Below are 22,766 nucleotides of genomic sequence, written 5' to 3'. Positions count from 1 at the left end.
TATGCTGAACATTACGACGATTACCCGCCAGCGTGTCGATAAGGTTGTTGATTACTATGCTGATGGCGCAGACGATTACTATGCGAAAGACGGTAACGCGATGCAGTGGCAAGGCGCTGGCGCGGAAGAACTGGGCTTAACCGGCGAGGTAGAACAAAAACGGTTTGCGAAATTGCTTGATGGCAAAGTAACGGATGACATTTCCGTGATGCGCAAAACGGCCAACAGCGAAAGCAAAGAACGATTGGGATACGATCTTACGTTTTCCGCGCCGAAAGGCGTTACGCTTCAGGCACTGGTCAACGGTGATAAACGTATCATTGAAGCGCACGATCGGGCGGTCACTAAAGCCATCGAGGAAGCGGAACGGCTGGCACTAGGCCGCTTTACCGTCAATAAAAAAACGCACGTTGAAAACACGAATAAGCTGATTGTCGGCAAGTTTCGACACGAAACGTCACGCGAGCTAGACCCGGATTTGCACACCCATGCCTTTGTAATGAACCTCACCAAAACCAGCGATGGTAAATGGCGTTCGCTCACGAATGACGGCATTGTGAACTCGCTTACGTTATTGGGTAACGTTTACAAATCCGAGCTGGCAAGAGAGCTGGAGCTGGCCGGTTACAACCTGCGTTATGATCGGAATGGTACGTTTGATTTGGCGCATTTCAGCCAGGAGCAGATAGCCCAATTCAGCCAGCGCAGCCAGCAGATTGAGGCCGAGTTAGCAAAGAATGGTTTAAGCCGTGAAACGGCCAGCCATGAGCAAAAAAATGCGGCCGCGCTGAAAACTCGTAAAAGCAAAGGCGAAGTAGATCGCGATGTACTCTATGAGGGCTGGAAAAACCGCGCCAAAGAGCTTCAGATTGATTTTGATAGCCGGGAGTGGAAAGGTGCGGCCAACGACGATATAGCGCGGAATACGCAGCCAGCGGCGCTGGAAAAGCCTATCGAGTACCAGGCTGACAAGGTAATGACCTTTGCCATTCGTTCACTTACCGAACGTCAATCGGTGATTACCGAGCGGGAGCTGATGGACGTGGCGATGAAGCATGGCTATGGCCGCTTAACCCTCGATGATATTCGGGCTGCGAGAGAACGGGCCATAACCTCCGGCAACCTCATCAAAGAAGAAGCAACATACGCAGCGGCCACGACCAATAAAAAACAGCAGAACGTAGCAATGACCCGCGAACAATGGGTAACGGAACTGGTGAAAGCTGGCCGCAATAAAGATGAGGCCCGTAAACTCGTAGATAAGGGCATCACAAACGGGCGGCTGGTACAGCAAAAGCCGCGTTTTACCACACAGTTAGCTCAACAACGCGAACGCAACATACTGAAGATGGAGCGGGAAGGGCGCGGAAAGATCCAGACCCCATACACTCGCGAGTTTAGCGAGGGCTGGTTAGCCAGCAGAACGCTTAAACCCGAACAGTTAAAAGCGGTCATGGGAATTATTCATACCCCCAACCAGTTTATTTCTGTACATGGGTTTGCCGGTACTGGCAAAAGTTATATGACCAAATCGGCAGCGGATTTTCTAAAAGAGCAGGGCGTACACGTCACCAGTCTTGCCCCCTACGGTAGCCAAGTTAAAGCGCTTCAGGCTGAAGGGCTGGAATCTCGCACACTACAGTCTTTCCTCCGGGCCTCAGATAAAAAAATTGGCCCCGGCTCAGTAGTTTTTATTGACGAAGCAGGGGTAATCCCGGCCCGCCAGATGGAGGAAACTATGCGCGTGATCCGCGATGCGGGCGCACGAGCGGTATTCCTGGGCGATACCAAACAGACTAAAGCCGTCGAAGCGGGTAAACCTTTCGAGCAGCTTATTAAAGCCGGTATGGAAACTGCCTATATGAAAGATATTCAGCGCCAGAAAGACCCGGAATTGCTGAAAGCCGCGCTGAATGCAGCAGAAGGGAAAATAAAGGCATCGTTGACCCACGTAACCAGCATCGTAGAGGAAAAAAATCATGATCAGCGCTACCGCCGCATTGTCGGGGATTACGTGGCAATGCCGCCGACAGACCGGGCTAACGCCCTGATCATCACCGGCACGAACGACAGCCGGAAAAAAATTAATGAGTACATTCAGGCCGAGCTGGGGCTAAAAGGCCAGGGTATCAATTACCCGCTTCTGAACCGTCTTGATACCACTCAGGCCCAGCGGCAGCACAGCAAATATTACGAAAAAGGAGCCGTGATTATCCCGGAACGGGATTACAGCAACGGGCTGAAACGCGGGGCCGTTTATACCGTTCTCGATACCGGCCCCGGCAATAAACTTACGGTAAGCGACGGCAGCGGCGACACAATCGCATTTTCACCGGCGCGATTTTCCAAATTATCCGTGTACTCCGTTGAAAAAACGGAGCTGGCCGTGGGCGACCAGGTAAGGATCACCCGTAACGATGCACATCTGGATTTAGCGAACGGCGACCGTTTTAAGGTAAAAGGCGTCCAGAGTGGTGAGGTACTGCTGGAGAACGAGAAAGGGCGGCTGGTAAAAATTGATGCCAACAAACCTATGTACTTAGGGCTGGCTTACGCTTCGACCGTTCATAGTGCTCAGGGGCTGACCTGCGACAAGGTTTTTATCAATATGGATACCCGATCACTCACAACGGCCAAAGATGTTTATTACGTGGCTGTCACCCGCGCTAAACACGAAGCCGTCATTTACACCGACGATGAGAAGAAGCTGGATAAAGCAGCCAGCCGGGAAGGGTTCAAAACCGCCGCGCTTGAGCTGGAACAACTCAAACGCTATGCCAAAGAGCAGCAGCATGATACCCGCGAAAAAGGCCGAGACAAAGCCGAGCCGACGCAGGATAAAGGTAATGCCCGGCCTAAAGATAAAGGCCACGAAAAAAATAACGATGACAGAGCCTTGAGATTATAGGAGCGAGTAATGACGGTAAGGCTTTATTACAACGCCGCCGATTCACGCGCTAAAGCAAGCGCTGAATGGCACGATAACTGGATAAGTAAAAGTGGATTGAAAGCGCGGTACTGGACTGATAAAGCCATATCTGACTTTCTCGACCAACCACAAAAAGCTGGCCCCATAATGGCCTGGAAGCGGAAGGATGTGCTGAAGGTTGAGAGCACCCCTGAATTTCAGCAGTGGATGGCAAAACGCCGCAGGTGGCTTATCGCGCATGGGAAATTACTTGCTGAAGATCTCCCCTCAAAGTGACCTTGCTCCCCGGACTAAACCGGCAGAACAAACCCACCCCGGATTATTGGAAGCCGGTTTTGTCCGGGGGCATTATCGTAGCATTTGTGATGCGTATAGCTCGTAAAAACTCATTCAGTGAACTTGAACAACCGTTTGTGTGGCCACGTCGCCGGCAGCAGCTGGCCAACGCCGGCGCCGAAAACGCGAAGTGAATAAAAACATAAAGTTATGGGGGGAGGGGATAAGAAAAGGGCATTCAAAAATTTCGATGCCCTTTTGTGGAAACCTGCGCTATCGCGGGGAAAAACCTTCTTCGGCCATTGCCCTCTGTAATTTATCGACGGCATCCTTGATGACATACGCCTCGTCATCATCAACGGCACACCCCCGTAAATCACTCCACGTCAACCGCTTAACAAACTGCGCCAGCGCCAGCGCTTCTTTGTCATCCAGCTCTAAAGACAACGTGTTGATACCTTGACCCATAATCCACCTCGTTAGTCTGTAAAACGGTACGTTTTCTTACCGCCCTGCGTTTCATGAATCAGCTTAAACCCGCTTCCGGCCAGCAGTCTCATCATTTTTGTGGCCGGGGGGAGACAGGAGGCTTCCAGCCGGTGTCCGGGCGTGGCTTCGATGATTGAGGCAAGCATACTCTTGCCAATGCCTTTACCCTGCTCATCAGCCGCAACAGCGAACATACGGATCTCAAGATGAGATGCCCGGCCCGCAAAATCATTGCGGCCGGTTAACAGCGAAAATCCCACCGGCTGCCGCGTTAACTTCTCGGCAAAGACAAAGAGATAATCCCCAACGGGGATATTATCTCTGTATTGTTGGGTGACACTTTGTAGCTCAGATCTCACTGTTTCAAGACCGTTGCCCTCGGCATAGAAAAATGCGCCAGATGTTATCCCATCGCGCACCAGGTTCATGATGAAAGGAATATCGCCGCTGTTTCCTAATCGCATATCAAGCATATCGTTCTCCATTCAATAAGACGGGGTAAAATCCCGGCCCTGATTCCAGCGTGATTGCCAGTGCTTCAGGTACTGCCCGGCCAGTTCGGGCGCGTCCCACATCACAATCGCGTTTTCAGAGTTATATTTCTCGGCACTGGCCGTGTAGTTAAAACTGCCAGTTTCCACATGACGGCCATCAACGATGATCACCTTGTCATGCTGGATTTTGTAGTTACTGTTAACCCGAAGCGGAATACCCGCGTTCGTAACAAGATTCATTGCCGCACGACTTGCGCGGCCCGTATTGCCATTCTCATCAACGACAATTTTCACGTCTACACCGCGGCGTTTGGCCGCAATCAGCGCTTTCATAATATCGGGGGCGGTAAAGCTGTAGGCCATCATTCTGATGTTATCTTTTGCCGAGCCGATTACGTTGATAACGAGCTGCTGCGCGGTTCCTTCCGGCGAGAAACCTACTTGCGCCGATGCAGCAAAAAGAGACGGGGCCGAAGCCCCGTAAAGTACGGCGGCAACCAGTGCCGCTTTAAAGAGAAAGTTGCGCTTTTTTAAACGCTGGATCATAAAGAACCTCAACAATCTGGCGGTGTTCCATGTACACCACAACATCTATCGTGGTGTACAGCGTTTTCATAATCACGTCATAATCCAGCGTCTGGCCGACGCCGGTTTGCTTGATAAGCAGCGCAATACGGCTGAAAGTGGATTTTGCATCGTCGGCGTGGGTGGATGTGATCCCGCCCGGATGCCCGGTATTCAGCGAGTTTATGTAATCCCATGCTGCATCATCCCTAAGCTCTGTCATCATGATACGGTCGGGAGAAAGACGCATACACGCTTTCAGGCTGACCGCCGGGGCCAGACGGCCATCCTGATCGCCGTACAGCATATAAACCATTTCGTGATGCAGATCAGACCCAATTTCGTGAACGTCCTCTGAAACTACAATGCGCTCGGTATAAGGCACTTCCCGAAGCAGGGAGCGGGTAAACGTTGATTTACCCGAACCGGTAGACCCTGATACAACGATGTTCAGCTTGTTGCGTACCGCAATTTTAAAAAACGAAACGAGGTCGTCTTTATCGAGCAACTCCAGCAATTCTTGCTCGAATGGCTGAAGGGCTACTTCACCCTGAACCTTTCGTTTCCAGCCAGTGAAACGGCCCTCATCGCGGAGTTGTTCAAGAGACTTATCAACGGGCAGATGCTTACGAAACGCGATGGCTACTGTTCCCTCCAGTACGGCAGGGGGTAAACAAATAATCCCCCTTGAGCCGTCCGGCAGGAGCACGTTATTAACAGACTCTTTCGGTAGTCCGTTATAACCACAAAGCGTATCGGTTAAGCGTGATATATATTCAGCCGTAATTTTCTCATCGTCGTGGAAAATACGGCCTTTCGACGTTTCACAGACAACCTGCTGATACTTGTTAATTCTCAGCTCCCACACATCGGGATCACTCAGGTAGCGCTGAAGTGGTTCGAGCGTCAGCCATACCCCCTGCTCACGGCGGGGGCGTTGGCGAATATTTTGAATATTACTGGTTAACTCAGTCATTCATTTCTAACCCATATACAGTGCTGAAATCCAGATCGCGGGCTACGTAGATGGATACGGCATCGCCCTGCGCAGCGTAGAGCGTTGGCGGGATATTAATCTTCGCCCGTAATGCCTCAGTAGCAAGCTGGTCGGTACTGTTTTCCGTTGTGTTAAACGTCACATCGGAGTTGTTGTTGTTAATCGACGCGATACCGGCTTTCATTCCGTCAGTCAGCACAGAGAAGAAAATGGCATCGCCCATTCGTTCCCAAAAGTGAGAGTTGACCTGACCAGGTACGCCCGCACTACCTAAAGCGTTAGTGCCGCTGCTGTCGAGGTTAACAATGGTCTGATCCGGGTTACGCAAGCGTGACCAGAGAACGAACACACGATTCTGGCCGTTCTGGATACCGCTATTCTGCTCGCCAGTGACCACAGCCCCTTTATCAATCAGTTTTACAGTACCATCAGCAGAGTACACATCACGGCTTACAGTACATTTCACCTGGCCCGGAACCGTGGTATCCAGTTCCGTATTTGTACCGCAAGGAATCATTGTTCCCTGCGCAATAGTCAGATTTGGATGCGGCATTACAGATGCCTGGGCAACAGCCATACGCGCCGGTTTCATTCGGCTCGCCAGTGCCTGGCTGTTTGAGCTGGTTTCTGTATTGTCCTGACCTGACCGGCGTTCCTGTTCTTTCGCAGTCGTAGCCTGTTTCTCAGGATCGACACCGTTGAAGGACACCCCTAACCGGGCGCGCATAATTTTTTCTTCCGGTGATAATTCCTTTTTCTGGTTATTCAATGTTTGACGCGCAACCTGCTGCTGCGACTCCTGCGTCGTCTGCAACGGAGGAACGACGCTATTTTTTGGCGTGTTGTCGATAGTCGGGGGCGCATCATCAAAAGACTGGCGCGGTAAAGAGCTGGTCATAACCTGCTCTTTATCCTTTTTGGGATCGTCGGCCAGCTTCTTAACGTGCATCTGGTTATAGATGAACCATCCCACCATTGCCGAACCTATCAACACCATCAGCCCGACAAAGGCCCGCGCACCGGCAATACGTTTTTTGGGGGAACCGCTGAAGCCCTGACGCTCATCCTCGATGCCGGTATCTTCTTCATCGAGATAATCTAAGTTTTCCTCTCTGTCTTTTCTCATGATTTATCCCCCTCACCCTTTTTCACGCGCTTAACGTCTGGTGACGCAGTGCCGGTACTGATCGCCCCTAGATTTGGGTTGTAATTCATATTCAGAACACCCACGACTTTATTTCCGTAACGAATACGCCATTCTTTTGCTACCGTTTCAGCCACAACAATGTTGTTATATTCCCCGGCTGGATGCTGGTTAACGGTGTGTTCTTTACCATCGTCACCGATATAGAACACAACGGGTAAATCGGCATTTGCAGGGAATTTGAAGTATGTGAAGCGGAAATTATCCCAAACGTTTACCGGGGCCACTGTCCGATATTCATCTTCATCTGACATTTTATAAAGCAGGTTGTAAGGCCCGTTCTGAAGGTCTTTCAACGCCTTTTTCACGCGGTTACTTTCCAGCGTTTTATTAGCCTTTTTCATATCCTCAAATGGATAGAGGTAAGTAAGCTGGAGAGTGGCATTTTTCATACTCCACGGCGTCTTGATAAAGTTGGCTTTAACGTTACCCTGGGCGTCTTTCGTGGTGTAGTCACCTACATAGTGCAACACAATGTTATAAGTGCGTTTGTTCGTGACCAGAACAAGGTTAGTATCGCTAGGAACTTCCCCTTTCGGCTTGATAAACATGTTGTTTTCAACATGGGTAAACGCATAACTATTGCTGTCACCAAAAGCGTGTGTCACATAGCTTTCATCAGGCGCAACCACGATATGAGTGGCAACACCGGCAACGGAATCAATACGCACCACGTCAACCGGGTTATACACCACGGATTTAATACGGTAGTCGTATGGGCTACCTTTTCCCACTTCCAGCGCCAGCGCCTGACCAGAGAGGCCGAGGCTGACCAGAATTAAACCGGCGATTAATTGTTTTTTCATGATCAGCCTCCCACTGCGCCAACGTTCTCAGCGTTCTTACGGTAACTCGTTACACGGAAGCCAAGCGGGTTGATATAGCGCTGCTGCGCGGTCATTGGTAACGCTTTGTACTCATACGCAATCGTGGCAATCCAGTAGCGCGGCGGCTCAGGGTTCGGACGCTGGCGAATGCGCTGCTGCGTGGTAAAGCGAACGGTGGCAACACCGTGTTCGCGGTCGGTGATCACCGAGTTGATATGAACGGTCGTTCTTTCAGAGTCACCCAACCGCTTATCAATGCGGTTCGGGCCTTTGAACATGGAGAGATATTCATCGGCTACATCACCGGAAGCCATCAGGCTCATGGCGTCATAATCAACCTGAATACTGTTGTAGTCGTAGGACTCACGGTGAATAACAAATTGTGAAATCCAATACTGGTCTATCACGTCGCCATAAGTCGCTTCATCGCGGGTAATTTTCACCTGCGATACTTCGCCTGTATCTTTATTAATCGTGGTGAGGTATGCCGGTAACGGCTGCGCAAAACGGATAATGACGCCGACCGCAGTAATCATGCTCACAACGGCAAAGACGAAAAAGGCCGTGGCAATTTTCCAGGCGCGAGAGCGGGAATTAAGGATCTCATTAACCATATCGCGCTCAAGCCCTTGAGTTTCCTCATGGTACTTATTCAGATCTTCCCGCGATATCGCTTGATGTTTGTTTTTCTTCAGCATTGTTACTCTCCGTTGTTAGCGGCATCTGCACGATACAGCTCGGCGGGATACGTCTTATTAACATCAACCAGCTTTTTCATGTTGGGTTCTGGCGGCGGCGTCGGGCTACTGGAACAGGCGGCCAACAGCAGCCCGATAAGTGCCATTGCCGTGTATTTGAAGAAATGCACCATCTTTGTCACTCCCTTTGAGTCAATCACAAAAAAATAATAAGTCATCAAAATTACAATTTCAATGACTTATTAAAAATTAATTTCTACTCCACTTTTAGCGCCGTGAACCCTTTGCGAAACCCTGCATTTGGGAACCCGCAGCGGTGGCCGCTCCCGCACCGGGGCCACCGGCAGCCGTAGCCGCCGCAGTCTTAGCGCCAGTACCGCCCCCGGCACCTGTAGCGCCTTTTTGACCACCAGGCTGATTGCCACCACCGCCAGCTCCACGGCCACCGCCACCGGCGTTAGGTATCAGCTCCTGAATACCCGCAGAGATACCATCCCCCCAACGGGAGGCTATTTCAGGAATACGCATCAGGATCAGGTAAGAGACAATCATTATCAGCAGACAAGCAAAAACCGGCCCTAACAGGCTACTGTCAGCCCCGGAAGCGGTGACGGCATCGAGCGCTTTTTGATAGAACTTAATCATCAGGCCAAACAGCATCGACAGCAGAATTGTTACCAGCCCATAGTTAACCATCGAGCCAAGCCATTTATTGAACATGCCATACAGCGGCTTGAACAACAGGCAGAAGATGAAGATAGGCCCAAAGCACACAGTGATTGCCAGCAGTAACTTCGCCATCAGTACCAGCCCGGCCCCGATACCACAGATCAACACCGTGGAAATAATGACCGCGCAAGCCAGGAATAATGACGCCAACCCGGAACCGCTATAAATATCGGCGTTATCAAACGCAGTACGCGCAACCTGCATCCCGTCATGGATGGCCTTGTCGATGTTGTTACCCATTGCATCTTCAGTGCCACCGGACGAACCGTTAATAACCAGTACCGAGGAAAACTCATCCGGGATCTTCATGGCCGCATCAGCCAGTTGGGTTTGATACAGCCCGCCCGCGCTGGCAAAGCTGATTATCATCGACCACACAATGAATTTTTTTATCAACGATGAGAGCGGCTCACCGTGTGGCCGGGCTAATGTAAACAGCCCGTCCAGGGTGAGTTTGCAAATCAACGCCAACCCAATTACCGGTGAAATGGTGGATATAACAACTCCGAGATTAGAGGCCACAAATTCCTTTGTGACCGTATCCATGTAATTGAAAATATCCGTTGTAAATGAAAAGGCCATGCTTTCCCCCTACCCTAATCAGGGCGTGACTTTTGGCATTGAGAGGCCATCATCACTTTTGCCAAACACTTTCAAATCTTTCTCTGCTTCCAGCGCGTTCTGACAATCCGGCTTCACTTTGAGCGCCGCATCATCACGGCATTTTTCCACCATCGCTTTACGCTCCTGATCGTGTTCCTTGTACCAGGAAACAGGATGTTCAGAATCACAACCGGCCAGCAGGAAAAGAGCTAAAGGTAAAATCAGTTTTTTCATGGTTTATTCCGTTACGTTAGGCATGGAAAGATCTTCACCGTCAGCGCCGAGGACAAAGCGCTTCTGGGCGTATTGTTTTTGTTCCTGCAAAATCTTGTCTTGCGAGGTTTGCAGCATCGCCATCAGTTGCAGCTTCGTTTGCTCCCCCTGAATAGCACCTTGCGCGGTCTGGATACGCGCCTGAAGGTCAGCGATTTGTTTCATGTCCGTGGTTGAGTCAATCTGATTGGTCAGCTCCTGAATGTTATTCAGCTCCGCCATTTCATTGTTGTAAGCGTTCTGCGCCATCACACGGTCATACGCCCCTTTCTCCGCCAACTTCTGCTTAATGAAACTCATCGCTTCGGAACGGTTCATACCGTCAATCTGCGACTGAAATTCCTTCAGCATGGATTGAGCAGATGACGTGATACCTGAACTGCTGTTCATGGCGTCGCTGTATACCTGCGTCCAGTCAGACGGTAAATTGCCTTTCAGCGTACTAATATCGCCATTCAGCAAATTACCGATACCAGAACTGCCGGTTAAGGAAGCCAGCGTTTGCTCCTGCTTCAGCAATTGAGATTTGAGCTGTTCAATTTGCTGCGTCATTAATGTGACCTGCTGAAGCGCCTGGGCCAGATTTGCAGGATCGTTAACTACCAGTTGCGCATTAACTGCAACCGGCGAAATAGCCAGAGCTAAAACAAGGCTTGCAAGTGTCTTTTTCATGTCGTTACCTCACGCTGCGAGTACAGATTTCCAGTAGGGTTCGAGCCATTTATCAGGGTTATCATCCCCAATTTGCTCAATAATTTTCGCCAGTGTTTCGGCGTTTTGGGTTTCCCCTGACAGGATGCTAAGGATCTTATCCAGCTTCCTGAAGTTCTCCGGCGTCTTAACGCGCGGGGCCAGGTTGAATTGCGCCATCGCGCTTTGGCTGCCTTGTTTCACCAGGAACTGGCGGGAGTTCTCAGGAATAGACAGCAGCGCGTCAAACTCTGCCGGTGTCAATTTGAGGCGAGTAACGTAGTCCTCATAATCCGCATCCGGGTTTTCCAGAAGAATTTTCGTTACGCACTGCTGCATGATGGTTTTACCGATGGAGCTATCCAGCGCATCGTTCGGCTCTTGCGTGGAGAATACGTAAACCGCATCTTTCTTACGGTCTGTTTTAAGGCCACGTTTGACTTCCACACTCATAATTGGATCGTCAAGGTACTGGTGAAACTCATCGAATACCTGAATCACACGGCGACGGCCATCAATAGACTGACGCACACGGAAATTGAGATACATCAGGAGCGGAGTACGTGTTGCAGGGGGGATCTCATTATCTGCAACAATGAAATCTGTCAGGTCAAAGCCGTAAATATCGTATTCACCAAGATTCAGTGAATCTGAATCGTTATCGAACAACCAACCGTTTTCATGGCCGCGAGTCCACGGAACAAGCAATGACGCCAGTGTTTGCTTACTGCCCGCTGTTTGATATGGATTCGGCATCTGCTGAATTAACATATCCACGGTGCGTAAATCTGTCGGAATGAGGGAGTTCTCATCCATCAAAGCATCGACGGCGCGGTTAAGGTCATTAACCTGATCAGCATCGAGTACGCTGCCTTTGGTAATTTCAGCGCACAGGCGCATCAGGCGCTTACAAAATGCAATGTTAACTTTGGTGCCAGGCATCTGTAGAGGTGCCCACCCGGAAGCAACGCCCTCTTTCAGAACCGTGTAGTGACCGTGTAACGCTTTAATCATCGGCATCATGCCCTGATCGCGGTCAAAGGCAAAAATGCGCGGGTTATACTTCATCGCTTGCGTCAGCAGGAAGTTAAGCAGCGTAGTTTTACCTGCCCCCGAACGCCCAAGCATTAACGTATGCGCCAGCGGTCGCTTACCGAAAGACATTTCATCTTCTGGCGTTACATGCAAGTTCATATACAGCGGCGTATTTGCCACCGTTTTGAACAGCGTCAGCGCTGGCCCCCACGGGTTATTATTTGCTTTCCCGGACATAAAATTATGGAAGGGGGAGAAGCAAAGAAAATTCCAGCTATTCAGCGGGCAAGGTCGTGGCGACAGGTGTTGATTAGCCGGAAGTTTTGCATAATATGCCGCTTCTGAAGCTAACCCTACCTGGCTGGCAATCAGCCCGCAGTTGTTCAGCATATTTCTGGCAACACCGGCGTTTGAACGGGCCTCTTTAAGAGTCTTGCCAAAGGTGTGTACCGTCAGGTGATGCCAGCCCATGATAAAGGTACGTGAAACAACGCCATCAACGGCGTCACTCATCTGGTTTATCTGCGTAAAGGATGGATCGCCTGTTTCCAGTAGTGCTTTTTGCTGGTTAGTGAGGTAAGTTCTTGCCGCTTGCTGGGACATACAGCAATACGTTTGCGTTAACACAAACTCAAACGGTGCTTCCATCAGGATATTGATCTGACCCGGCTCAGTATCGGAATCGTAATCCCGGATTTCAACGGCAGACGTATAGCGGCGTTCGTCGGTACCGCGAATCTCGATACCATCCCCCCAAAATGAAGAAGTTGGGCGGGTAGTAGCCAAATATTCACGGATTCGGCCACGACAAACCGGCACTGGCGCCCACTCACCATTGACGAGGTAATAGAGCCACTCCAGCGCTTTAGAATAGGTGTGTTGAGTGCCACTAAAGACTTCTTTATCTTCCTGAACGTCCTGATATTCCACATCGGCCAGCAAATCTTCACGCAGATCGATAATATCCTCATCATCTTCTGCATCATCTTTTTTCTGTTCAGGAATGACGTTCCCCCGTTTGTCACGGAAGTAGTAGCCTAAGCGGTCAATGCCATAAGGACGCAGGGAGTTCATGACCTGCTCACAAATATCTTCCAGCGCACTAATAGCATCAGTCTGCATTTCGCGCAGCTCGTTGGCCGATGGCTTATCAAACTTTGCCAGCATCTTTTGAGCGGCATCCCCCACAGGGTTATAAACAACCGTCAGGTACAGGTCATTTACCATCATGGGGGTATCATCAAACTGATCACGATAATATTCATTCACCATACGCGGGAACGTCATATTGTAATGCGTGTCAGGATAATTATTAATTTCGCGGTGATGTAAGTGAGTCCATAACTTTACATGCTCACTACCAATCCCTTTTAAAAGCTGATTCAAATCAGCGTGCCACTTAATCAGCTCGGCATCAGAGGCACAGTCATGGGTTCGCCCACGAATTTTAAATATAGAAAGGTACTCCCCATTTACCGTACTGATAACATGGGGCGTCACATGGTAGGAGTAAGGAATATATTTCAAAGAGGAAGGTTCTTTTTTGAAATCTTTCACCCCCCTTTTTTTCATTTCCGCTACGGCCATTATTTTTTATCTCCATAATCAGTAGGTGAGTAACTAGAGCCGCCCCACAGTTTAGTAAACGGGGAGTTAATCATATTTAGCCCTTTCGTCATGATAGCCAGCCATATAATACGAAACATACGGTCATCATGTTTGCTGATACAAAACTCAATAAACCACAGCAAGCCAAAAAGAACTACGGCCCAAAGGTGGATCGTCATAAATAACGTCGCACAAAATATGAAGGTGGCAATAATTACTGTTCGCGGAACACCGGCAAATGTCGGCAGTCGCGTAGCGCCTTTAAATAACGGATATTTACCGGATAAATTCATCGTTTCCTCCCGTCAGATACGGGCCGGGGGAACCCCCCCGGCGAACCTTCTTAACTCAGCCCGAAAAGGCCAACAAGGTAAGACGCGGAACCGACAACAATCAGACCGACAACAATACGAACCGCCCAGCTCGCCGGGAGCATATGAGCGATCCATGCGATAGCACTCGCGATGATAAGAACGGTGGCCGCAATCGGAATCCACGTCATCATCCAAGACTGAACAGAACTCAGGGATGATTCACCGGTATCTGCACCGGCGGCCAGCGCCAGCTCAGGAACGCAAAGGGCGACCATCATGAACATTGCCACCGGGAAAAAACGTTTAATCGCTGTATTCATCTTTGTCTAACACTCCATCATCAGGAAAAATAAAATCAGGCTCATCCAGGAAAAGCCCCACTTCTCTTGCATTAAAATCGTCTCTCAGCATGTCGGCCAGTATCCGCAGATCGGCCCACGTTCTAACCCCCTCTCCAGACTGAACTCGCAGGGAGCAAGTGATTACGCCCCCTTCACTATTTTTCACATCAAAAAGCGGTATCCATTTCTTTTTATCCATCCGTTGAATAGCGATCCGCACAACTTTGTTTTGATTGAATACTTCTTCTAACTGCTTCAACAAGATGAGATAAACGCGCATCTAAACTGACTCCTGTTACTCCCTACTTCTGCCGGAAAGCGTCACCATCAGATGCACCAAAAGCGTCTTTATCCGAGCCACCAAAGGCATCAGTCATACCGGCGTCTTTTGGTTGTTCTTCACCATCAGCAGCATCTACCGGCACAGCATCTATAGCTGTATCAACACTTTCCACATCAGTGGAGCCATCATCGGCTTTCAGAGCAGGGATTACGGGTTTTGATTGCCCAATTTGAGCAACCACCTTTGATACATAACCGTTTGTAAATCCGGCGGTTAGTGAACCCGTATTATAACAAGATAAAGCGTGTCTCAAAGCTGACTGCCCCGGCGCATATTCTTTTGTTGCGAGCCGGTAGCAGTAATTAAGAACGTATTGAGCAGCTTCGAGATTTTTACAACCATTAAACAAATCTGCGGCAGAAACATTCAATTTTGAGAAATTCGCAGAGTTGATTTGCCCTAAACCTACGTCAAAGTTATAACCATGAGCCGTTAGCCATTTTGTCGTTTTAACCGCTTCATCCAGGGAGCGCGGTTGTCTGGCTAACGGTGATTTTGTTCCTTCAGGAACGTTGACGTTTATCGCGTATGGGTTGTTGCGCGATTCATGGCTAACCAGGTACCCAATAGTTAAAGGATGCACTTCTGGCGCACAACGTTTTGCCAGAGCCATAACCGGCGCAGACAGTTCCGCATTTGCGGGTGTGGCATCCAAAAGGCCAGCAATCAACAGTGGGAAAAGGGCAACAACCTGCTTCATCTCTTTTTTCCTTGAAATTGCAATTTCAATGATTAACTAGTATAGTAAAGGTAAATTCGAACATGTCAAGACAAGATGAAAAGAAGCACAAAACAGAGCAGGAGCGCGAAACATCAGTGCCTAAAAGAAAAATCATATTCGTACCCTTGCAGTCAGAAAAGAGTCCCAAAGGGGAGCCTCGCTACCGAGATCCAGCCAATCCATTTAACACATGGGTTGGAAGGGGAAAGCGCCCTGACTGGCTAAAAAAATATCTTGACGAAGGCCGCGAGCTTTCGGAGTTTGAGATCGTAGAATAAGGAGCTGACGGATGAGTAAAATTATTGATTTTCCTACCGGAAAAAAGAGGGAGAAAAGGGCCAAAGCGATCCGAGCGCGTCGTAATAAAGAAGCGCAGCAGCGGAGCGAAATAACCCCCTCCCAATTTTGGTGGGTTAAGAAAATAAAGTTACTCACCGTGATTAAACAGTCGGCACGTTTTATCTTAATATATTTAGGGTTATTAACTGCCGACATCCTTATCTATCTCCTTTTTATTCTAGGAAAACTCCTAAAATTCTTTACGATGATTGGTATCATCGCGGTGCTTCTGTTTCTGGTCGTGGAATATAGGAATGATTGGCATTATACGCAATCTGCATTCCATGCCGCAGCAATATTTGTTGGCCTGATCGCCCTGCGCATCGGGCATGACAAACTACTGAATGGCCTAATAAGGCTTAAATCCTATCTATCCAGAAAAGGGTGATAATAATGCGGAAGATAATAATTGCATCCGTGGTGATACTGGCATCGTCTTATTCAGTTGCCAGCTTCGCAAAAGATCCTTGCAAGACATTAGCTTGCATGGCTGCGAAATCAGGTGGTCAATTTGGGAGTATTGGCGATAGTGATTGCTCTGGTGCTATCGCTGACTTCTTCAATATCGTGAAGAAAAACAAGCATGGCTTCCTTCCTAATCACACAGCAGATGCACGTAAAGAATTTCTTATGGAATGCTCAGGAGCGGAGCAGAATACCGCCGCTGTTAGCAGGGTTATTTCAATGTTTGGACGTATCAGGAAAGGTTAAATATGAAAACTAAAAGCATCATCTTCACCGCAGCTCTCTTACTGACCGGCTGCGCCAGTCAGTCACAAGTTGACCAGTTAACCAAGCAGGTGAATACGCTTAAAACAGATTTGTATAACCTACAGATTCAACAGCGCAATGATACACAGGCACTTCAGCGCGAAGTACAGAAATCGCGCCCCATCGGTGTTTGCTATCTTGACGGCCAGCCCTACTCACAAGGAGCGGTCATTGCTGGCCGCATTTGTGCCAGCAATGGCGTTATCGTCAATGGCAAACCTACAGAAGTTTCATGGCAGGTTTATCACCGCCGCTAACAACGCGCGTTCGGGGCTTCGGCCCCGTTTTTTATGGTACAGGTAGCATGGATATACTTTCCCTTTTCCCCTCTAACGTAATCGCATTGTGGGCCGTGTCTTTTGGTTTTCTGGCCGTCCTGTATTGGTGGAAGATCACCGCCAGAAAACGCAGACACAAACGCAAGCAACAACAAGCCCGGCGTGTACTCGCAAAAATTCAGACCCTACCGGCGTTCGGCTACAAGATCGCGTATCTCAGGAAGATAGACCCTTTCACCTTTGAGGAACTGTTACTGGAGGGATTTGAGTCGCATGGCTTCAGCATTATCAGAAACAAACGCTATACCGGTGATGGAGGCATTGACGGCCAGGTAATAATCGGAAAACATCGCTATCTCATCCAGGCCAAACGCTATCGCGGCCATATTGCTTTACAGCACGTTCAGGAGTTCGATACGTTGCTTAAACGACATAACTGTCGCGGTTTGTTTTGCCATACCGGAAAAACCGGCGCAGCTTCAAAAGCTGTTAGCTTCGCCAGTGATCGGATGGAAATTATCAGCGGCCAGCGCCTGATTGATTTACTCACGCCCGGCAGCTCCTTCACCATCGCAACCGCACCGCAGACAATGATGAGGCGTACCGCAGCAACGCGAGGAACGAACACCATTGTTGAGGAAGCGGATAAAAAGACAACCGATAGCATGAGAGTTAATTAAATGAAGTCAGTAACTATAGAAGCAAAAACTTTTGCTGAAATGTTGGGGATAACAGAAGGAGAGTTAATTTTCGCCATTAAGACAACTGGCACATTTAAAAACAAAGCCATCCCACAACCTCATGAGCCACATAAATCAAATAACAGATTTTTATATTCAGACGTAATAAAGTTTATCGAATCAATAAAAGACAAAGAAAACCTACAGAAAAAATATCTGATGCGTTTCCGTCGATGCAGTTCACTGGATACACTGGAAAAGGTATTTGAAAACTTACGCGATAAATTAGCAGGAAAAGAACTAGATGCAATGATGAGCGCCTCAGACCATCGCAGAGCCGAAATCACTCATAATACTTTATGGGATAAAGTCCCGGCATCTGCATGGCGGAATGTAAAATAAAAAGCCCGACGCAGGGCTTTTATCTTCAATGATGATCATAAAAAAAAGTACCATGATATTAACCCACAAAATAATGAGGCAAACAAAATAAGATAGCTAATTCGCCCATGTGTATTGATACTTATCAATCCTAAAATAATGAATATTGCAAGAAAAAAGTAACTCATAACTTATCTCCATTAAGTGATGTGAATAAGCCCGCTAACGGGCTTTTTTTATTCACCGCGACCATTCATACCATGAGTGATAGTTTCTATTTTCTTCAATTCTTCAAACTTCTTATCTTGCTCATAAAGATAATCATTAATTTTCTTGCGATCATCCCGGACGGTAAGAAAATTTTTGCTGTTAAACAACTCCATAAAAAGACTTCTAAAACCCTCATCATCAGCACTACGCTCGAAATAATCAAATATTAACGACGATGGAATAACCATCTTGTACTTCAAATACACACCGGTTAGTACAAAAAAAACAACGAAAGCAATCGCACACATAACCAGTTCGTTAAACGTATCCCCTATAGCAAAAAGAATAATGAACGCAACCACATTTAAAATTTTAATTTTAAACCGCAATTTAGAATTAAAACGATCATGATTATTTATCTTTTCAAGTATCTGCTTTCCTAGAGATAATTCGCTAATAGCCATAGTATTACCTATCCAATCAATACTTTTAATTTAGACCTGACTTCAGCCAACACAGCAGCAGACACTTTTCCTTTCTTAACTGCCCCCCGTTCACGCCAATCAAGACTTTTAACCTGGTCAGCGAGTACAGCGCTCCCCTCTCCGTTCCGCACCTCGAATGGATAACCTTTTATTTTTGTTGTCATAGGGCAGCACAACAACAGCCCTATTCTTCCGTTATATACCGCAGGACTTAACACCAAAGCTGGTCTATGGCCCGCTTGTTCATGCCCTGCTTGCGGATCAAAATCCATCCATACAATATCACCGGCATCAGGAATATAATCACGCTTCATTTTTTAGTCTCTTACTTATATACCCAACCCATATAAATGTAATAATGAGCACCCCACAAAAAATAAACATAATTGCAAACGGGGTTGTATCAAGCAGAGATACAGCCTCAACACCACCAATAGAGATTGAGTTATCTTTAAATAATTTACTAAACCCCAACCAGATAGAGTAAAGCCCCACCCCCACCCAAATAAGAGCGCCTAAAAACTCCAGGTAGCTATAAATTTTTTTCAAAAAATTCAGCATAACCCCTCCAATTATAAAAGTTCTTTACCCACTGGAGATCCGAAAGAGATTTCCTCATGAATATTTTCGTTAGTAACACCGGCCATCAGAGCATCCAGTGAATACTCCTTCGTTTTAACGGGCACGATAGTAATTGCGCCATCCTCTACCGACAGCTCCACTACATCATCAACGTTCAATGAAGCAGCTTTGACAATCGCAGAAGGGAGCCGAACAGACGGGCTATTACCCCATTTTTTAATGATTACTTGAGTCATGACATACCTCTCAATGAAAAAGGAAAACTAATTATCGACTCTTCAGGATGTACCATGCTTCTTTAGCTTCAGAAAGCGCCCATACCCACGCCAGAGTCGATGCGATACACAATGCGGTCATGTTCCAAAAGTGACCCGGCGTGTATTCATGGCCGTGTAAAACAAGGCCAATCAGCGAAGCCACGCTCATTACTATGAAAACACTCCCAAACATGATGTGAAAAATAAGGCCAAACAAATTACCTCACCTCATAATTAAAGTTAGGAATTAACCAGTTTAATTAACACTAGGATAACCATCACTACCACAAAAACACCTGCCAACAGTTTTATAATTTTTGCTGAAAGGGTATTCGTAAAAGCAGCCCCAACACCTGAACAGCAAAAACCTATACCGGCAGCCGCCACAGACGCCCATGATGGAAGTGGTTGTTTATCTGTAACCATTTCCAGCATTAAAGGAGCCGTCGCTAGTATAAGCCCTGCAATTAAAGGCATAAGCCAGGCGCTATTTCGTTGAACGTATTGCTCTAGCATCACAACCTCACTACGTATCATCATTGTTGATACAACCAGTGTAGAGCCACTACTTTGACGTGTCAACATTGTTGATACAAATAATGTCTCACAAACGATGATTTTTGTTACACCGCCCCCACCCCATCCAAAAATATCAAAATGGATGTTGTCAGTGTAACAAAACTCGTTACAATACTATGTGTAACAAAAACGGTGTAACAAAAGCAGGGCATATGAAAATAGGCTACGCCAGAAAGTCAACCAAAGAGCAAGACACATCCCTTGAGTATCAGATCGAGGCTTTACAAAAAGCTGGCTGCGAAAAATGGTATGCAGAGCAGGTATCGAGGGGCGGTAATAAGCGCCTGAAAACAGGTACACCAGAGTTGGAAAACTGTCTGAAAGCGCTTCGCGCCGGTGACACACTGGTAGTATGGGCGCTAGACCGATTAGGTGGCACTCTCTTGCAGCTCTTGCAGCTCATGAATGAGCTACGCAGCAAAGGTATTCACTTTGAGAGCCTCAAAGAGCGCATAGACACACAAAGCCCAATGGGTGAAATGTACTATTCCCTCATCGCTATTTTTTCCAATTTCGAGGTAGCCAGAAACCACGAAAGGACAATGGCCGGGCTTGCGGCCGCAAAGAAGAAAGGACGCATTGGCGGCAGAAAACCAAAGCTATCCCCACAGGACATTAAAGAAATTAACGCGCTTGTTAAATCGCCAGAAATTACGGTAAAAGAGATCGCGGCACGTTTTAACGTTTCACGTCCAACGATTTACAGACATATTACCCCCGACAGCAATACTGATTAACCGGCGGCAAACGGTAGCGAAGGAGCGAAAAAGTGACAGATAAACCAGTACCAGCGAAGCAAATAAAAACGGTAAATACCGGCATCGCAATTAAAGAGAATCCCCCAAAAGGGGATGATATGGCATTTACTCACTCGATATTGTGTCAGGTTGGCCTACCCCGTTCTAAGGTGGATGGCCGCGAGTTTATGAGGAAATCAGGTGATGCCTGGCTGGTCGTCCAAGCTGGCTGGCTTGATGAAGGGAGCGGGCCTGTAGAACAACCGATCCCCTATGGTTCAATGCCTCGTTTAGCGCTCGCATGGGTATCCTCTTATGCTCTCCGCAAAAAGACCCGCGAAATACCGATCGGTAAGAGTGCAAACGAGTTTCTGCAATTAATGGGCTTATCAGGCGGCGGCAGACAATACAAGACGTTGCGCGAACAAATGCACGCGCTGGCCGCTTGCCGCTTGCAGCTCGGATTTAAAGGACGTTCTTTCAACGGTCAGCCGGTAGAACAATTCGATGCCTGGCAGAAAGACGACCAAAGCGGCCAGCTAAGTTTATGGCCGGGCGTGATGACGCTATCAGAAGGGTATTTTAATGGGCTAATTGATAGCGCCGTTCCTCTCGATAACCGCGCTCTGTACGCGCTAAAAGGTTCGGCATTGTCGTTAGATGTTTATACGTGGCTGGCACATCGCTTACACCGCATCGAGGGCCGCCCGATTAAACTTCACTGGATGAATTTACGGGAACAGTTCGCCCAAGAGTACATGGGTAAAGACCCTGACAAGGATTTCAAAAAGAAATTTCTTCCAGCTCTGCGCGACGTTCTGACCGTATATCCACAGGCGAAGGTAGAAAAAGTTACCGGGGGAATATTACTTTACCCTTCCCCGCCTCCCATCCCATTCAAGGAAGCAAAAAAATAGGCCCATACGGGCCTTTTTTATTTCGGGTTAATGCCGCTCCCCCTCTTTGAGTAAAGTTAGGGATAAGGTGAACAACCCTGTAAAAAAGCTGTTGAAACATAAAGTTATCCACGTACATCCGACCCCCCCAATGATCGTACATGCGACCCCCTAGCTCGTACATCCGACCCCCTAGCTTTGTACATCCGACCCCCTAGCTCGTACATCCGACCCCCTTTTTTTGTACATCCGACCCCCTTTTTTTTGTACATCCGACCCCCTAAAAACACGTACATCAGACCCCCCCTAAACCTATAAGGTGATCTCCTGTAGGTTTCCTGTAGTTTGACCGATAGCACTTAGCCTGTAAGTTTATGCTTTTAAGAGATCAGCCTATAAAAAAAGGCCCGATAATTTATTCAATAAAATCAGTGGATAAAAAATAAATCGAATAATTTTAGTTCAGTGTGTACGTGCCAAAATCAGCAACGGCAGCCTTTGCGCTTCCTCGCTTTTGCTGTTCGTTCCTCGCGTTGCTGCGGTACGCCTCAGCAAAAGACTGCGGCGAGCGCTGCGATCTCTTAGGTAAGCGATTAGGTTTGATGCAGGGATGCAGGGGGGATAAAAAGAGTGAGGCCCATCACCGGCAAGTAATGGGCCTCTGTCTTTCCTGCGAAGGAGCAGATTAGACGTTGTAAGAAGTATAGACGAAAGCAGCGTGATATTGAAAGAGGATTCATAGCGCCTTATATTTAACCTCAATATTTAAATTTTGGTGAATTATGAAGAAATCTCTATTCAGTATCATCCTGCTGGCTACCACGTACCAGGCAAGCGCCGAACCTTGCATGGTGATCTTTGAACATGGTCAGTTAATTACGTTACCTGCGGCTGTCACACAGGCTGACCAGGTGAAAGGTATGTCAGGTGAAAATCACAGCACCGGCTTAATCCTCGCATGGAAAACAGCAGAACCCCGCGCAGTCTGGATGAAAAATACGCCAACCCCACTTACAGCCGCGTTCATCGGTGCTGATGGTGTTATCCAGAGTATTCAGGATATGCAGCCCAACAGCGACACAGCGCATTCATCACTACATCCCACGATAGCAATCATCGAGATGAGAACGGAAAAATTTAAACAGTTCAGGCTATCCAAAGGAGACAAAATCATATCCAGCCAATGTTTCCCCCTCAAATAACGCCTCACAGCCCCATAGAGCTGCTTCAACAAGAAAAACTAACTCAGGTATGGCCCGAACCAAGATAACCTCTTACAAAGCCATACAGGGCCATTCAACCAATATCACGCCAGTAATCCAGTTGTCATCGTGCCTGTAGGGGCGCTGGCCGCTTCGCGGCCATCCCCCCAACACCCGGATAAATCACGCCCGGCCCGTCGCTACGCGCCAGCCCGCCCGCTCAACCGGGCCGTT

32 protein-coding genes are annotated in these 22,766 nt (G+C 48.0%); 11 read left to right on the top strand and 21 right to left on the bottom strand.

Features of this window, described 5'->3' with window-relative positions:
* Position 1: 1 nt before the first annotated feature.
* Both mobF and OGY08_RS00200 read left to right on the top strand, forming a co-directional pair.
* Positions 2-2,908: a MobF family relaxase gene (gene mobF / locus OGY08_RS00205; protein ID WP_021544364.1), complete on the top strand. Its 2,907-nt coding sequence runs from the start codon at positions 2-4 to the stop codon at positions 2,906-2,908.
* Between the two features lie 9 nt (positions 2,909-2,917).
* Positions 2,918-3,205, top strand: a complete 288-nt coding sequence (locus OGY08_RS00200) for a hypothetical protein (protein WP_021544365.1) — start codon at positions 2,918-2,920, stop codon at positions 3,203-3,205.
* Between the two features lie 273 nt (positions 3,206-3,478).
* Here the strand turns inward: OGY08_RS00200 and OGY08_RS00195 are convergent, their stop codons facing one another.
* The 16 genes from OGY08_RS00195 to OGY08_RS00120 all read right to left on the bottom strand — a co-directional run bounded on the left by OGY08_RS00195 (position 3,479) and on the right by OGY08_RS00120 (position 15,114).
* Entirely contained in the window at positions 3,479-3,673 is a 195-nt protein-coding gene (locus tag OGY08_RS00195) for a DUF7706 family protein (RefSeq protein ID WP_000529710.1), read from the bottom strand.
* 11 nt (positions 3,674-3,684) lie between these two features.
* Positions 3,685-4,167 (bottom strand): GNAT family N-acetyltransferase, encoded by a 483-nt coding sequence (locus OGY08_RS00190; protein ID WP_021536813.1) that lies wholly within the window; start codon positions 4,165-4,167, stop codon positions 3,685-3,687.
* A gap of 12 nt (positions 4,168-4,179) precedes the next feature.
* The gene (locus OGY08_RS00185) at positions 4,180-4,734 is read right to left on the bottom strand and encodes a phospholipase D family nuclease (protein ID WP_000616063.1); all 555 of its coding nucleotides are present in this window, start codon (positions 4,732-4,734) and stop codon (positions 4,180-4,182) included.
* On the bottom strand, positions 4,697-5,728 hold the full coding sequence (gene virB11 / locus OGY08_RS00180; RefSeq protein ID WP_021536812.1) for a P-type DNA transfer ATPase VirB11: 1,032 nt from the start codon (positions 5,726-5,728) through the stop codon (positions 4,697-4,699). Before virB11 ends, OGY08_RS00185 begins: the two co-directional genes overlap by 38 nt.
* Positions 5,721-6,875: a type IV secretion system protein VirB10 gene (gene virB10 / locus OGY08_RS00175; protein WP_021536811.1), complete on the bottom strand. Its 1,155-nt coding sequence runs from the start codon at positions 6,873-6,875 to the stop codon at positions 5,721-5,723. Before virB10 ends, virB11 begins: the two co-directional genes overlap by 8 nt.
* Positions 6,872-7,759 (bottom strand): TrbG/VirB9 family P-type conjugative transfer protein, encoded by an 888-nt coding sequence (locus tag OGY08_RS00170; protein ID WP_021536810.1) that lies wholly within the window; start codon positions 7,757-7,759, stop codon positions 6,872-6,874. The genes virB10 and OGY08_RS00170 overlap by 4 nt, the downstream gene beginning before the upstream one ends.
* Positions 7,760-7,761: 2 nt before the next feature.
* A complete protein-coding gene (locus OGY08_RS00165; RefSeq protein WP_000914645.1) occupies positions 7,762-8,478 on the bottom strand; it encodes a VirB8 family type IV secretion system protein in 717 nt (238 codons plus the stop codon).
* Between the two features lie 2 nt (positions 8,479-8,480).
* Positions 8,481-8,651 (bottom strand): hypothetical protein, encoded by a 171-nt coding sequence (locus tag OGY08_RS00160; RefSeq protein ID WP_021536809.1) that lies wholly within the window; start codon positions 8,649-8,651, stop codon positions 8,481-8,483.
* Positions 8,652-8,745: 94 nt separating this feature from the next.
* Positions 8,746-9,753, bottom strand: a complete 1,008-nt coding sequence (locus OGY08_RS00155; protein ID WP_170879277.1) for a TrbL/VirB6 family protein — start codon at positions 9,751-9,753, stop codon at positions 8,746-8,748.
* 54 nt (positions 9,754-9,807) lie between these two features.
* Complete coding sequence (locus OGY08_RS00150) at positions 9,808-10,044, bottom strand: EexN family lipoprotein (RefSeq protein ID WP_000733633.1); 237 nt, start codon at positions 10,042-10,044, stop codon at positions 9,808-9,810.
* 3 nt (positions 10,045-10,047) lie between these two features.
* On the bottom strand, positions 10,048-10,755 hold the full coding sequence (locus tag OGY08_RS00145) for a TrbJ/VirB5 family protein (protein WP_023187073.1): 708 nt from the start codon (positions 10,753-10,755) through the stop codon (positions 10,048-10,050).
* 9 nt (positions 10,756-10,764) lie between these two features.
* Positions 10,765-13,380: a VirB4 family type IV secretion/conjugal transfer ATPase gene (locus OGY08_RS00140; RefSeq protein WP_489433602.1), complete on the bottom strand. Its 2,616-nt coding sequence runs from the start codon at positions 13,378-13,380 to the stop codon at positions 10,765-10,767.
* 14 nt (positions 13,381-13,394) lie between these two features.
* Positions 13,395-13,709, bottom strand: a complete 315-nt coding sequence (locus tag OGY08_RS00135) for a VirB3 family type IV secretion system protein (protein ID WP_001053888.1) — start codon at positions 13,707-13,709, stop codon at positions 13,395-13,397.
* Positions 13,710-13,759: 50 nt separating this feature from the next.
* Positions 13,760-14,050: a TrbC/VirB2 family protein gene (locus OGY08_RS00130; protein WP_021536806.1), complete on the bottom strand. Its 291-nt coding sequence runs from the start codon at positions 14,048-14,050 to the stop codon at positions 13,760-13,762.
* Positions 14,034-14,351: a hypothetical protein gene (locus tag OGY08_RS00125; RefSeq protein ID WP_001267114.1), complete on the bottom strand. Its 318-nt coding sequence runs from the start codon at positions 14,349-14,351 to the stop codon at positions 14,034-14,036. The genes OGY08_RS00130 and OGY08_RS00125 overlap by 17 nt, the downstream gene beginning before the upstream one ends.
* Before the next feature lie 22 nt (positions 14,352-14,373).
* Positions 14,374-15,114: a lytic transglycosylase domain-containing protein gene (locus OGY08_RS00120; protein WP_021536805.1), complete on the bottom strand. Its 741-nt coding sequence runs from the start codon at positions 15,112-15,114 to the stop codon at positions 14,374-14,376.
* 62 nt (positions 15,115-15,176) lie between these two features.
* Between OGY08_RS00120 and OGY08_RS00115 the strand changes: the two genes are divergently transcribed.
* Genes OGY08_RS00115 through OGY08_RS25265 form a run of 6 tightly spaced genes read left to right on the top strand, consistent with a single transcriptional unit; the run spans position 15,177 to position 17,605 of the window.
* Entirely contained in the window at positions 15,177-15,413 is a 237-nt protein-coding gene (locus OGY08_RS00115) for an H-NS histone family protein (protein ID WP_021536804.1), read from the top strand.
* Positions 15,414-15,424: 11 nt separating this feature from the next.
* On the top strand, positions 15,425-15,862 hold the full coding sequence (locus OGY08_RS00110) for a hypothetical protein (RefSeq protein ID WP_169516770.1): 438 nt from the start codon (positions 15,425-15,427) through the stop codon (positions 15,860-15,862).
* 5 nt (positions 15,863-15,867) lie between these two features.
* The gene (locus OGY08_RS00105; protein ID WP_001226231.1) at positions 15,868-16,185 is read left to right on the top strand and encodes a TrbM/KikA/MpfK family conjugal transfer protein; all 318 of its coding nucleotides are present in this window, start codon (positions 15,868-15,870) and stop codon (positions 16,183-16,185) included.
* A gap of 2 nt (positions 16,186-16,187) precedes the next feature.
* Positions 16,188-16,502: a hypothetical protein gene (locus tag OGY08_RS00100; protein ID WP_000851068.1), complete on the top strand. Its 315-nt coding sequence runs from the start codon at positions 16,188-16,190 to the stop codon at positions 16,500-16,502.
* Complete coding sequence (locus OGY08_RS00095) at positions 16,478-17,203, top strand: restriction endonuclease (protein ID WP_015345246.1); 726 nt, start codon at positions 16,478-16,480, stop codon at positions 17,201-17,203. Before OGY08_RS00100 ends, OGY08_RS00095 begins: the two co-directional genes overlap by 25 nt.
* Complete coding sequence (locus tag OGY08_RS25265; RefSeq protein WP_434476653.1) at positions 17,204-17,605, top strand: Hha/YmoA family nucleoid-associated regulatory protein; 402 nt, start codon at positions 17,204-17,206, stop codon at positions 17,603-17,605. It abuts the gene before it with no gap.
* 215 nt (positions 17,606-17,820) lie between these two features.
* Here the strand turns inward: OGY08_RS25265 and OGY08_RS00085 are convergent, their stop codons facing one another.
* From OGY08_RS00085 to OGY08_RS00065, 5 genes are all read right to left on the bottom strand, one after another.
* The gene (locus OGY08_RS00085; RefSeq protein ID WP_021536801.1) at positions 17,821-18,258 is read right to left on the bottom strand and encodes a hypothetical protein; all 438 of its coding nucleotides are present in this window, start codon (positions 18,256-18,258) and stop codon (positions 17,821-17,823) included.
* A gap of 8 nt (positions 18,259-18,266) precedes the next feature.
* Positions 18,267-18,593: an endoribonuclease MazF gene (mazF, locus tag OGY08_RS00080; protein WP_000817647.1), complete on the bottom strand. Its 327-nt coding sequence runs from the start codon at positions 18,591-18,593 to the stop codon at positions 18,267-18,269.
* Positions 18,583-18,840, bottom strand: coding sequence for a hypothetical protein (locus OGY08_RS00075; RefSeq protein WP_021536800.1), 258 nt, complete (start codon positions 18,838-18,840; stop codon positions 18,583-18,585). The genes mazF and OGY08_RS00075 overlap by 11 nt, the downstream gene beginning before the upstream one ends.
* Before the next feature lie 11 nt (positions 18,841-18,851).
* Positions 18,852-19,097, bottom strand: coding sequence for an AbrB/MazE/SpoVT family DNA-binding domain-containing protein (locus OGY08_RS00070; protein ID WP_021536799.1), 246 nt, complete (start codon positions 19,095-19,097; stop codon positions 18,852-18,854).
* Between the two features lie 261 nt (positions 19,098-19,358).
* Positions 19,359-19,658 carry a hypothetical protein gene (locus tag OGY08_RS00065; RefSeq protein ID WP_023187081.1) on the bottom strand — a complete coding sequence of 100 codons (300 nt, stop codon included), beginning with the start codon at positions 19,656-19,658 and terminating at the stop codon, positions 19,359-19,361.
* A 191-nt stretch (positions 19,659-19,849) separates the two neighbouring features.
* Between OGY08_RS00065 and OGY08_RS00060 the strand changes: the two genes are divergently transcribed.
* The 3 genes from OGY08_RS00060 (at position 19,850) to OGY08_RS00050 (ending at position 22,532) form a co-directional block, all read left to right on the top strand.
* The gene (locus tag OGY08_RS00060) at positions 19,850-20,434 is read left to right on the top strand and encodes a recombinase family protein (protein ID WP_021544366.1); all 585 of its coding nucleotides are present in this window, start codon (positions 19,850-19,852) and stop codon (positions 20,432-20,434) included.
* Between the two features lie 32 nt (positions 20,435-20,466).
* Positions 20,467-21,351, top strand: a complete 885-nt coding sequence (locus OGY08_RS00055) for a replication protein RepA (RefSeq protein ID WP_023223509.1) — start codon at positions 20,467-20,469, stop codon at positions 21,349-21,351.
* Positions 21,352-22,112: 761 nt separating this feature from the next.
* Entirely contained in the window at positions 22,113-22,532 is a 420-nt protein-coding gene (locus OGY08_RS00050; protein ID WP_052124776.1) for a DUF192 domain-containing protein, read from the top strand.
* Positions 22,533-22,766 lie beyond the last annotated feature (234 nt).

This window comes from Citrobacter sp. Cpo069, from assembly GCF_030332785.1.
Classification (GTDB): domain Bacteria; phylum Pseudomonadota; class Gammaproteobacteria; order Enterobacterales; family Enterobacteriaceae; genus Citrobacter; species Citrobacter portucalensis.
This window is presented reverse-complemented; position numbering and strand designations above follow the sequence as displayed.

Excerpts from the sequence above, each read along its gene's own strand:
- mobF (WP_021544364.1), top strand. The coding sequence starts at position 2 with ATGCTGAACATTACGACGATTACCCGCCAGCGTGTCGATAAGGTTGTT.
- OGY08_RS00200 (WP_021544365.1), top strand. The coding sequence starts at position 2,918 with ATGACGGTAAGGCTTTATTACAACGCCGCCGATTCACGCGCTAAAGCA.
- OGY08_RS00195 (WP_000529710.1), bottom strand. The coding sequence starts at position 3,673 with ATGGGTCAAGGTATCAACACGTTGTCTTTAGAGCTGGATGACAAAGAA.
- OGY08_RS00190 (WP_021536813.1), bottom strand. The coding sequence starts at position 4,167 with ATGCTTGATATGCGATTAGGAAACAGCGGCGATATTCCTTTCATCATG.
- OGY08_RS00185 (WP_000616063.1), bottom strand. The coding sequence starts at position 4,734 with ATGATCCAGCGTTTAAAAAAGCGCAACTTTCTCTTTAAAGCGGCACTG.
- virB11 (WP_021536812.1), bottom strand. The coding sequence starts at position 5,728 with ATGACTGAGTTAACCAGTAATATTCAAAATATTCGCCAACGCCCCCGC.
- virB10 (WP_021536811.1), bottom strand. The coding sequence starts at position 6,875 with ATGAGAAAAGACAGAGAGGAAAACTTAGATTATCTCGATGAAGAAGAT.
- OGY08_RS00170 (WP_021536810.1), bottom strand. The coding sequence starts at position 7,759 with ATGAAAAAACAATTAATCGCCGGTTTAATTCTGGTCAGCCTCGGCCTC.
- OGY08_RS00165 (WP_000914645.1), bottom strand. The coding sequence starts at position 8,478 with ATGCTGAAGAAAAACAAACATCAAGCGATATCGCGGGAAGATCTGAAT.
- OGY08_RS00160 (WP_021536809.1), bottom strand. The coding sequence starts at position 8,651 with ATGGTGCATTTCTTCAAATACACGGCAATGGCACTTATCGGGCTGCTG.
- OGY08_RS00155 (WP_170879277.1), bottom strand. The coding sequence starts at position 9,753 with ATGGATACGGTCACAAAGGAATTTGTGGCCTCTAATCTCGGAGTTGTT.
- OGY08_RS00150 (WP_000733633.1), bottom strand. The coding sequence starts at position 10,044 with ATGAAAAAACTGATTTTACCTTTAGCTCTTTTCCTGCTGGCCGGTTGT.
- OGY08_RS00145 (WP_023187073.1), bottom strand. The coding sequence starts at position 10,755 with ATGAAAAAGACACTTGCAAGCCTTGTTTTAGCTCTGGCTATTTCGCCG.
- OGY08_RS00140 (WP_489433602.1), bottom strand. The coding sequence starts at position 13,380 with ATGAAAAAAAGGGGGGTGAAAGATTTCAAAAAAGAACCTTCCTCTTTG.
- OGY08_RS00135 (WP_001053888.1), bottom strand. The coding sequence starts at position 13,709 with ATGAATTTATCCGGTAAATATCCGTTATTTAAAGGCGCTACGCGACTG.
- OGY08_RS00130 (WP_021536806.1), bottom strand. The coding sequence starts at position 14,050 with ATGAATACAGCGATTAAACGTTTTTTCCCGGTGGCAATGTTCATGATG.
- OGY08_RS00125 (WP_001267114.1), bottom strand. The coding sequence starts at position 14,351 with ATGCGCGTTTATCTCATCTTGTTGAAGCAGTTAGAAGAAGTATTCAAT.
- OGY08_RS00120 (WP_021536805.1), bottom strand. The coding sequence starts at position 15,114 with ATGAAGCAGGTTGTTGCCCTTTTCCCACTGTTGATTGCTGGCCTTTTG.
- OGY08_RS00115 (WP_021536804.1), top strand. The coding sequence starts at position 15,177 with ATGTCAAGACAAGATGAAAAGAAGCACAAAACAGAGCAGGAGCGCGAA.
- OGY08_RS00110 (WP_169516770.1), top strand. The coding sequence starts at position 15,425 with ATGAGTAAAATTATTGATTTTCCTACCGGAAAAAAGAGGGAGAAAAGG.
- OGY08_RS00105 (WP_001226231.1), top strand. The coding sequence starts at position 15,868 with ATGCGGAAGATAATAATTGCATCCGTGGTGATACTGGCATCGTCTTAT.
- OGY08_RS00100 (WP_000851068.1), top strand. The coding sequence starts at position 16,188 with ATGAAAACTAAAAGCATCATCTTCACCGCAGCTCTCTTACTGACCGGC.
- OGY08_RS00095 (WP_015345246.1), top strand. The coding sequence starts at position 16,478 with ATGGCAGGTTTATCACCGCCGCTAACAACGCGCGTTCGGGGCTTCGGC.
- OGY08_RS25265 (WP_434476653.1), top strand. The coding sequence starts at position 17,204 with ATGAAGTCAGTAACTATAGAAGCAAAAACTTTTGCTGAAATGTTGGGG.
- OGY08_RS00085 (WP_021536801.1), bottom strand. The coding sequence starts at position 18,258 with ATGGCTATTAGCGAATTATCTCTAGGAAAGCAGATACTTGAAAAGATA.
- mazF (WP_000817647.1), bottom strand. The coding sequence starts at position 18,593 with ATGAAGCGTGATTATATTCCTGATGCCGGTGATATTGTATGGATGGAT.
- OGY08_RS00075 (WP_021536800.1), bottom strand. The coding sequence starts at position 18,840 with ATGCTGAATTTTTTGAAAAAAATTTATAGCTACCTGGAGTTTTTAGGC.
- OGY08_RS00070 (WP_021536799.1), bottom strand. The coding sequence starts at position 19,097 with ATGACTCAAGTAATCATTAAAAAATGGGGTAATAGCCCGTCTGTTCGG.
- OGY08_RS00065 (WP_023187081.1), bottom strand. The coding sequence starts at position 19,658 with ATGATGATACGTAGTGAGGTTGTGATGCTAGAGCAATACGTTCAACGA.
- OGY08_RS00060 (WP_021544366.1), top strand. The coding sequence starts at position 19,850 with ATGAAAATAGGCTACGCCAGAAAGTCAACCAAAGAGCAAGACACATCC.
- OGY08_RS00050 (WP_052124776.1), top strand. The coding sequence starts at position 22,113 with ATGAAGAAATCTCTATTCAGTATCATCCTGCTGGCTACCACGTACCAG.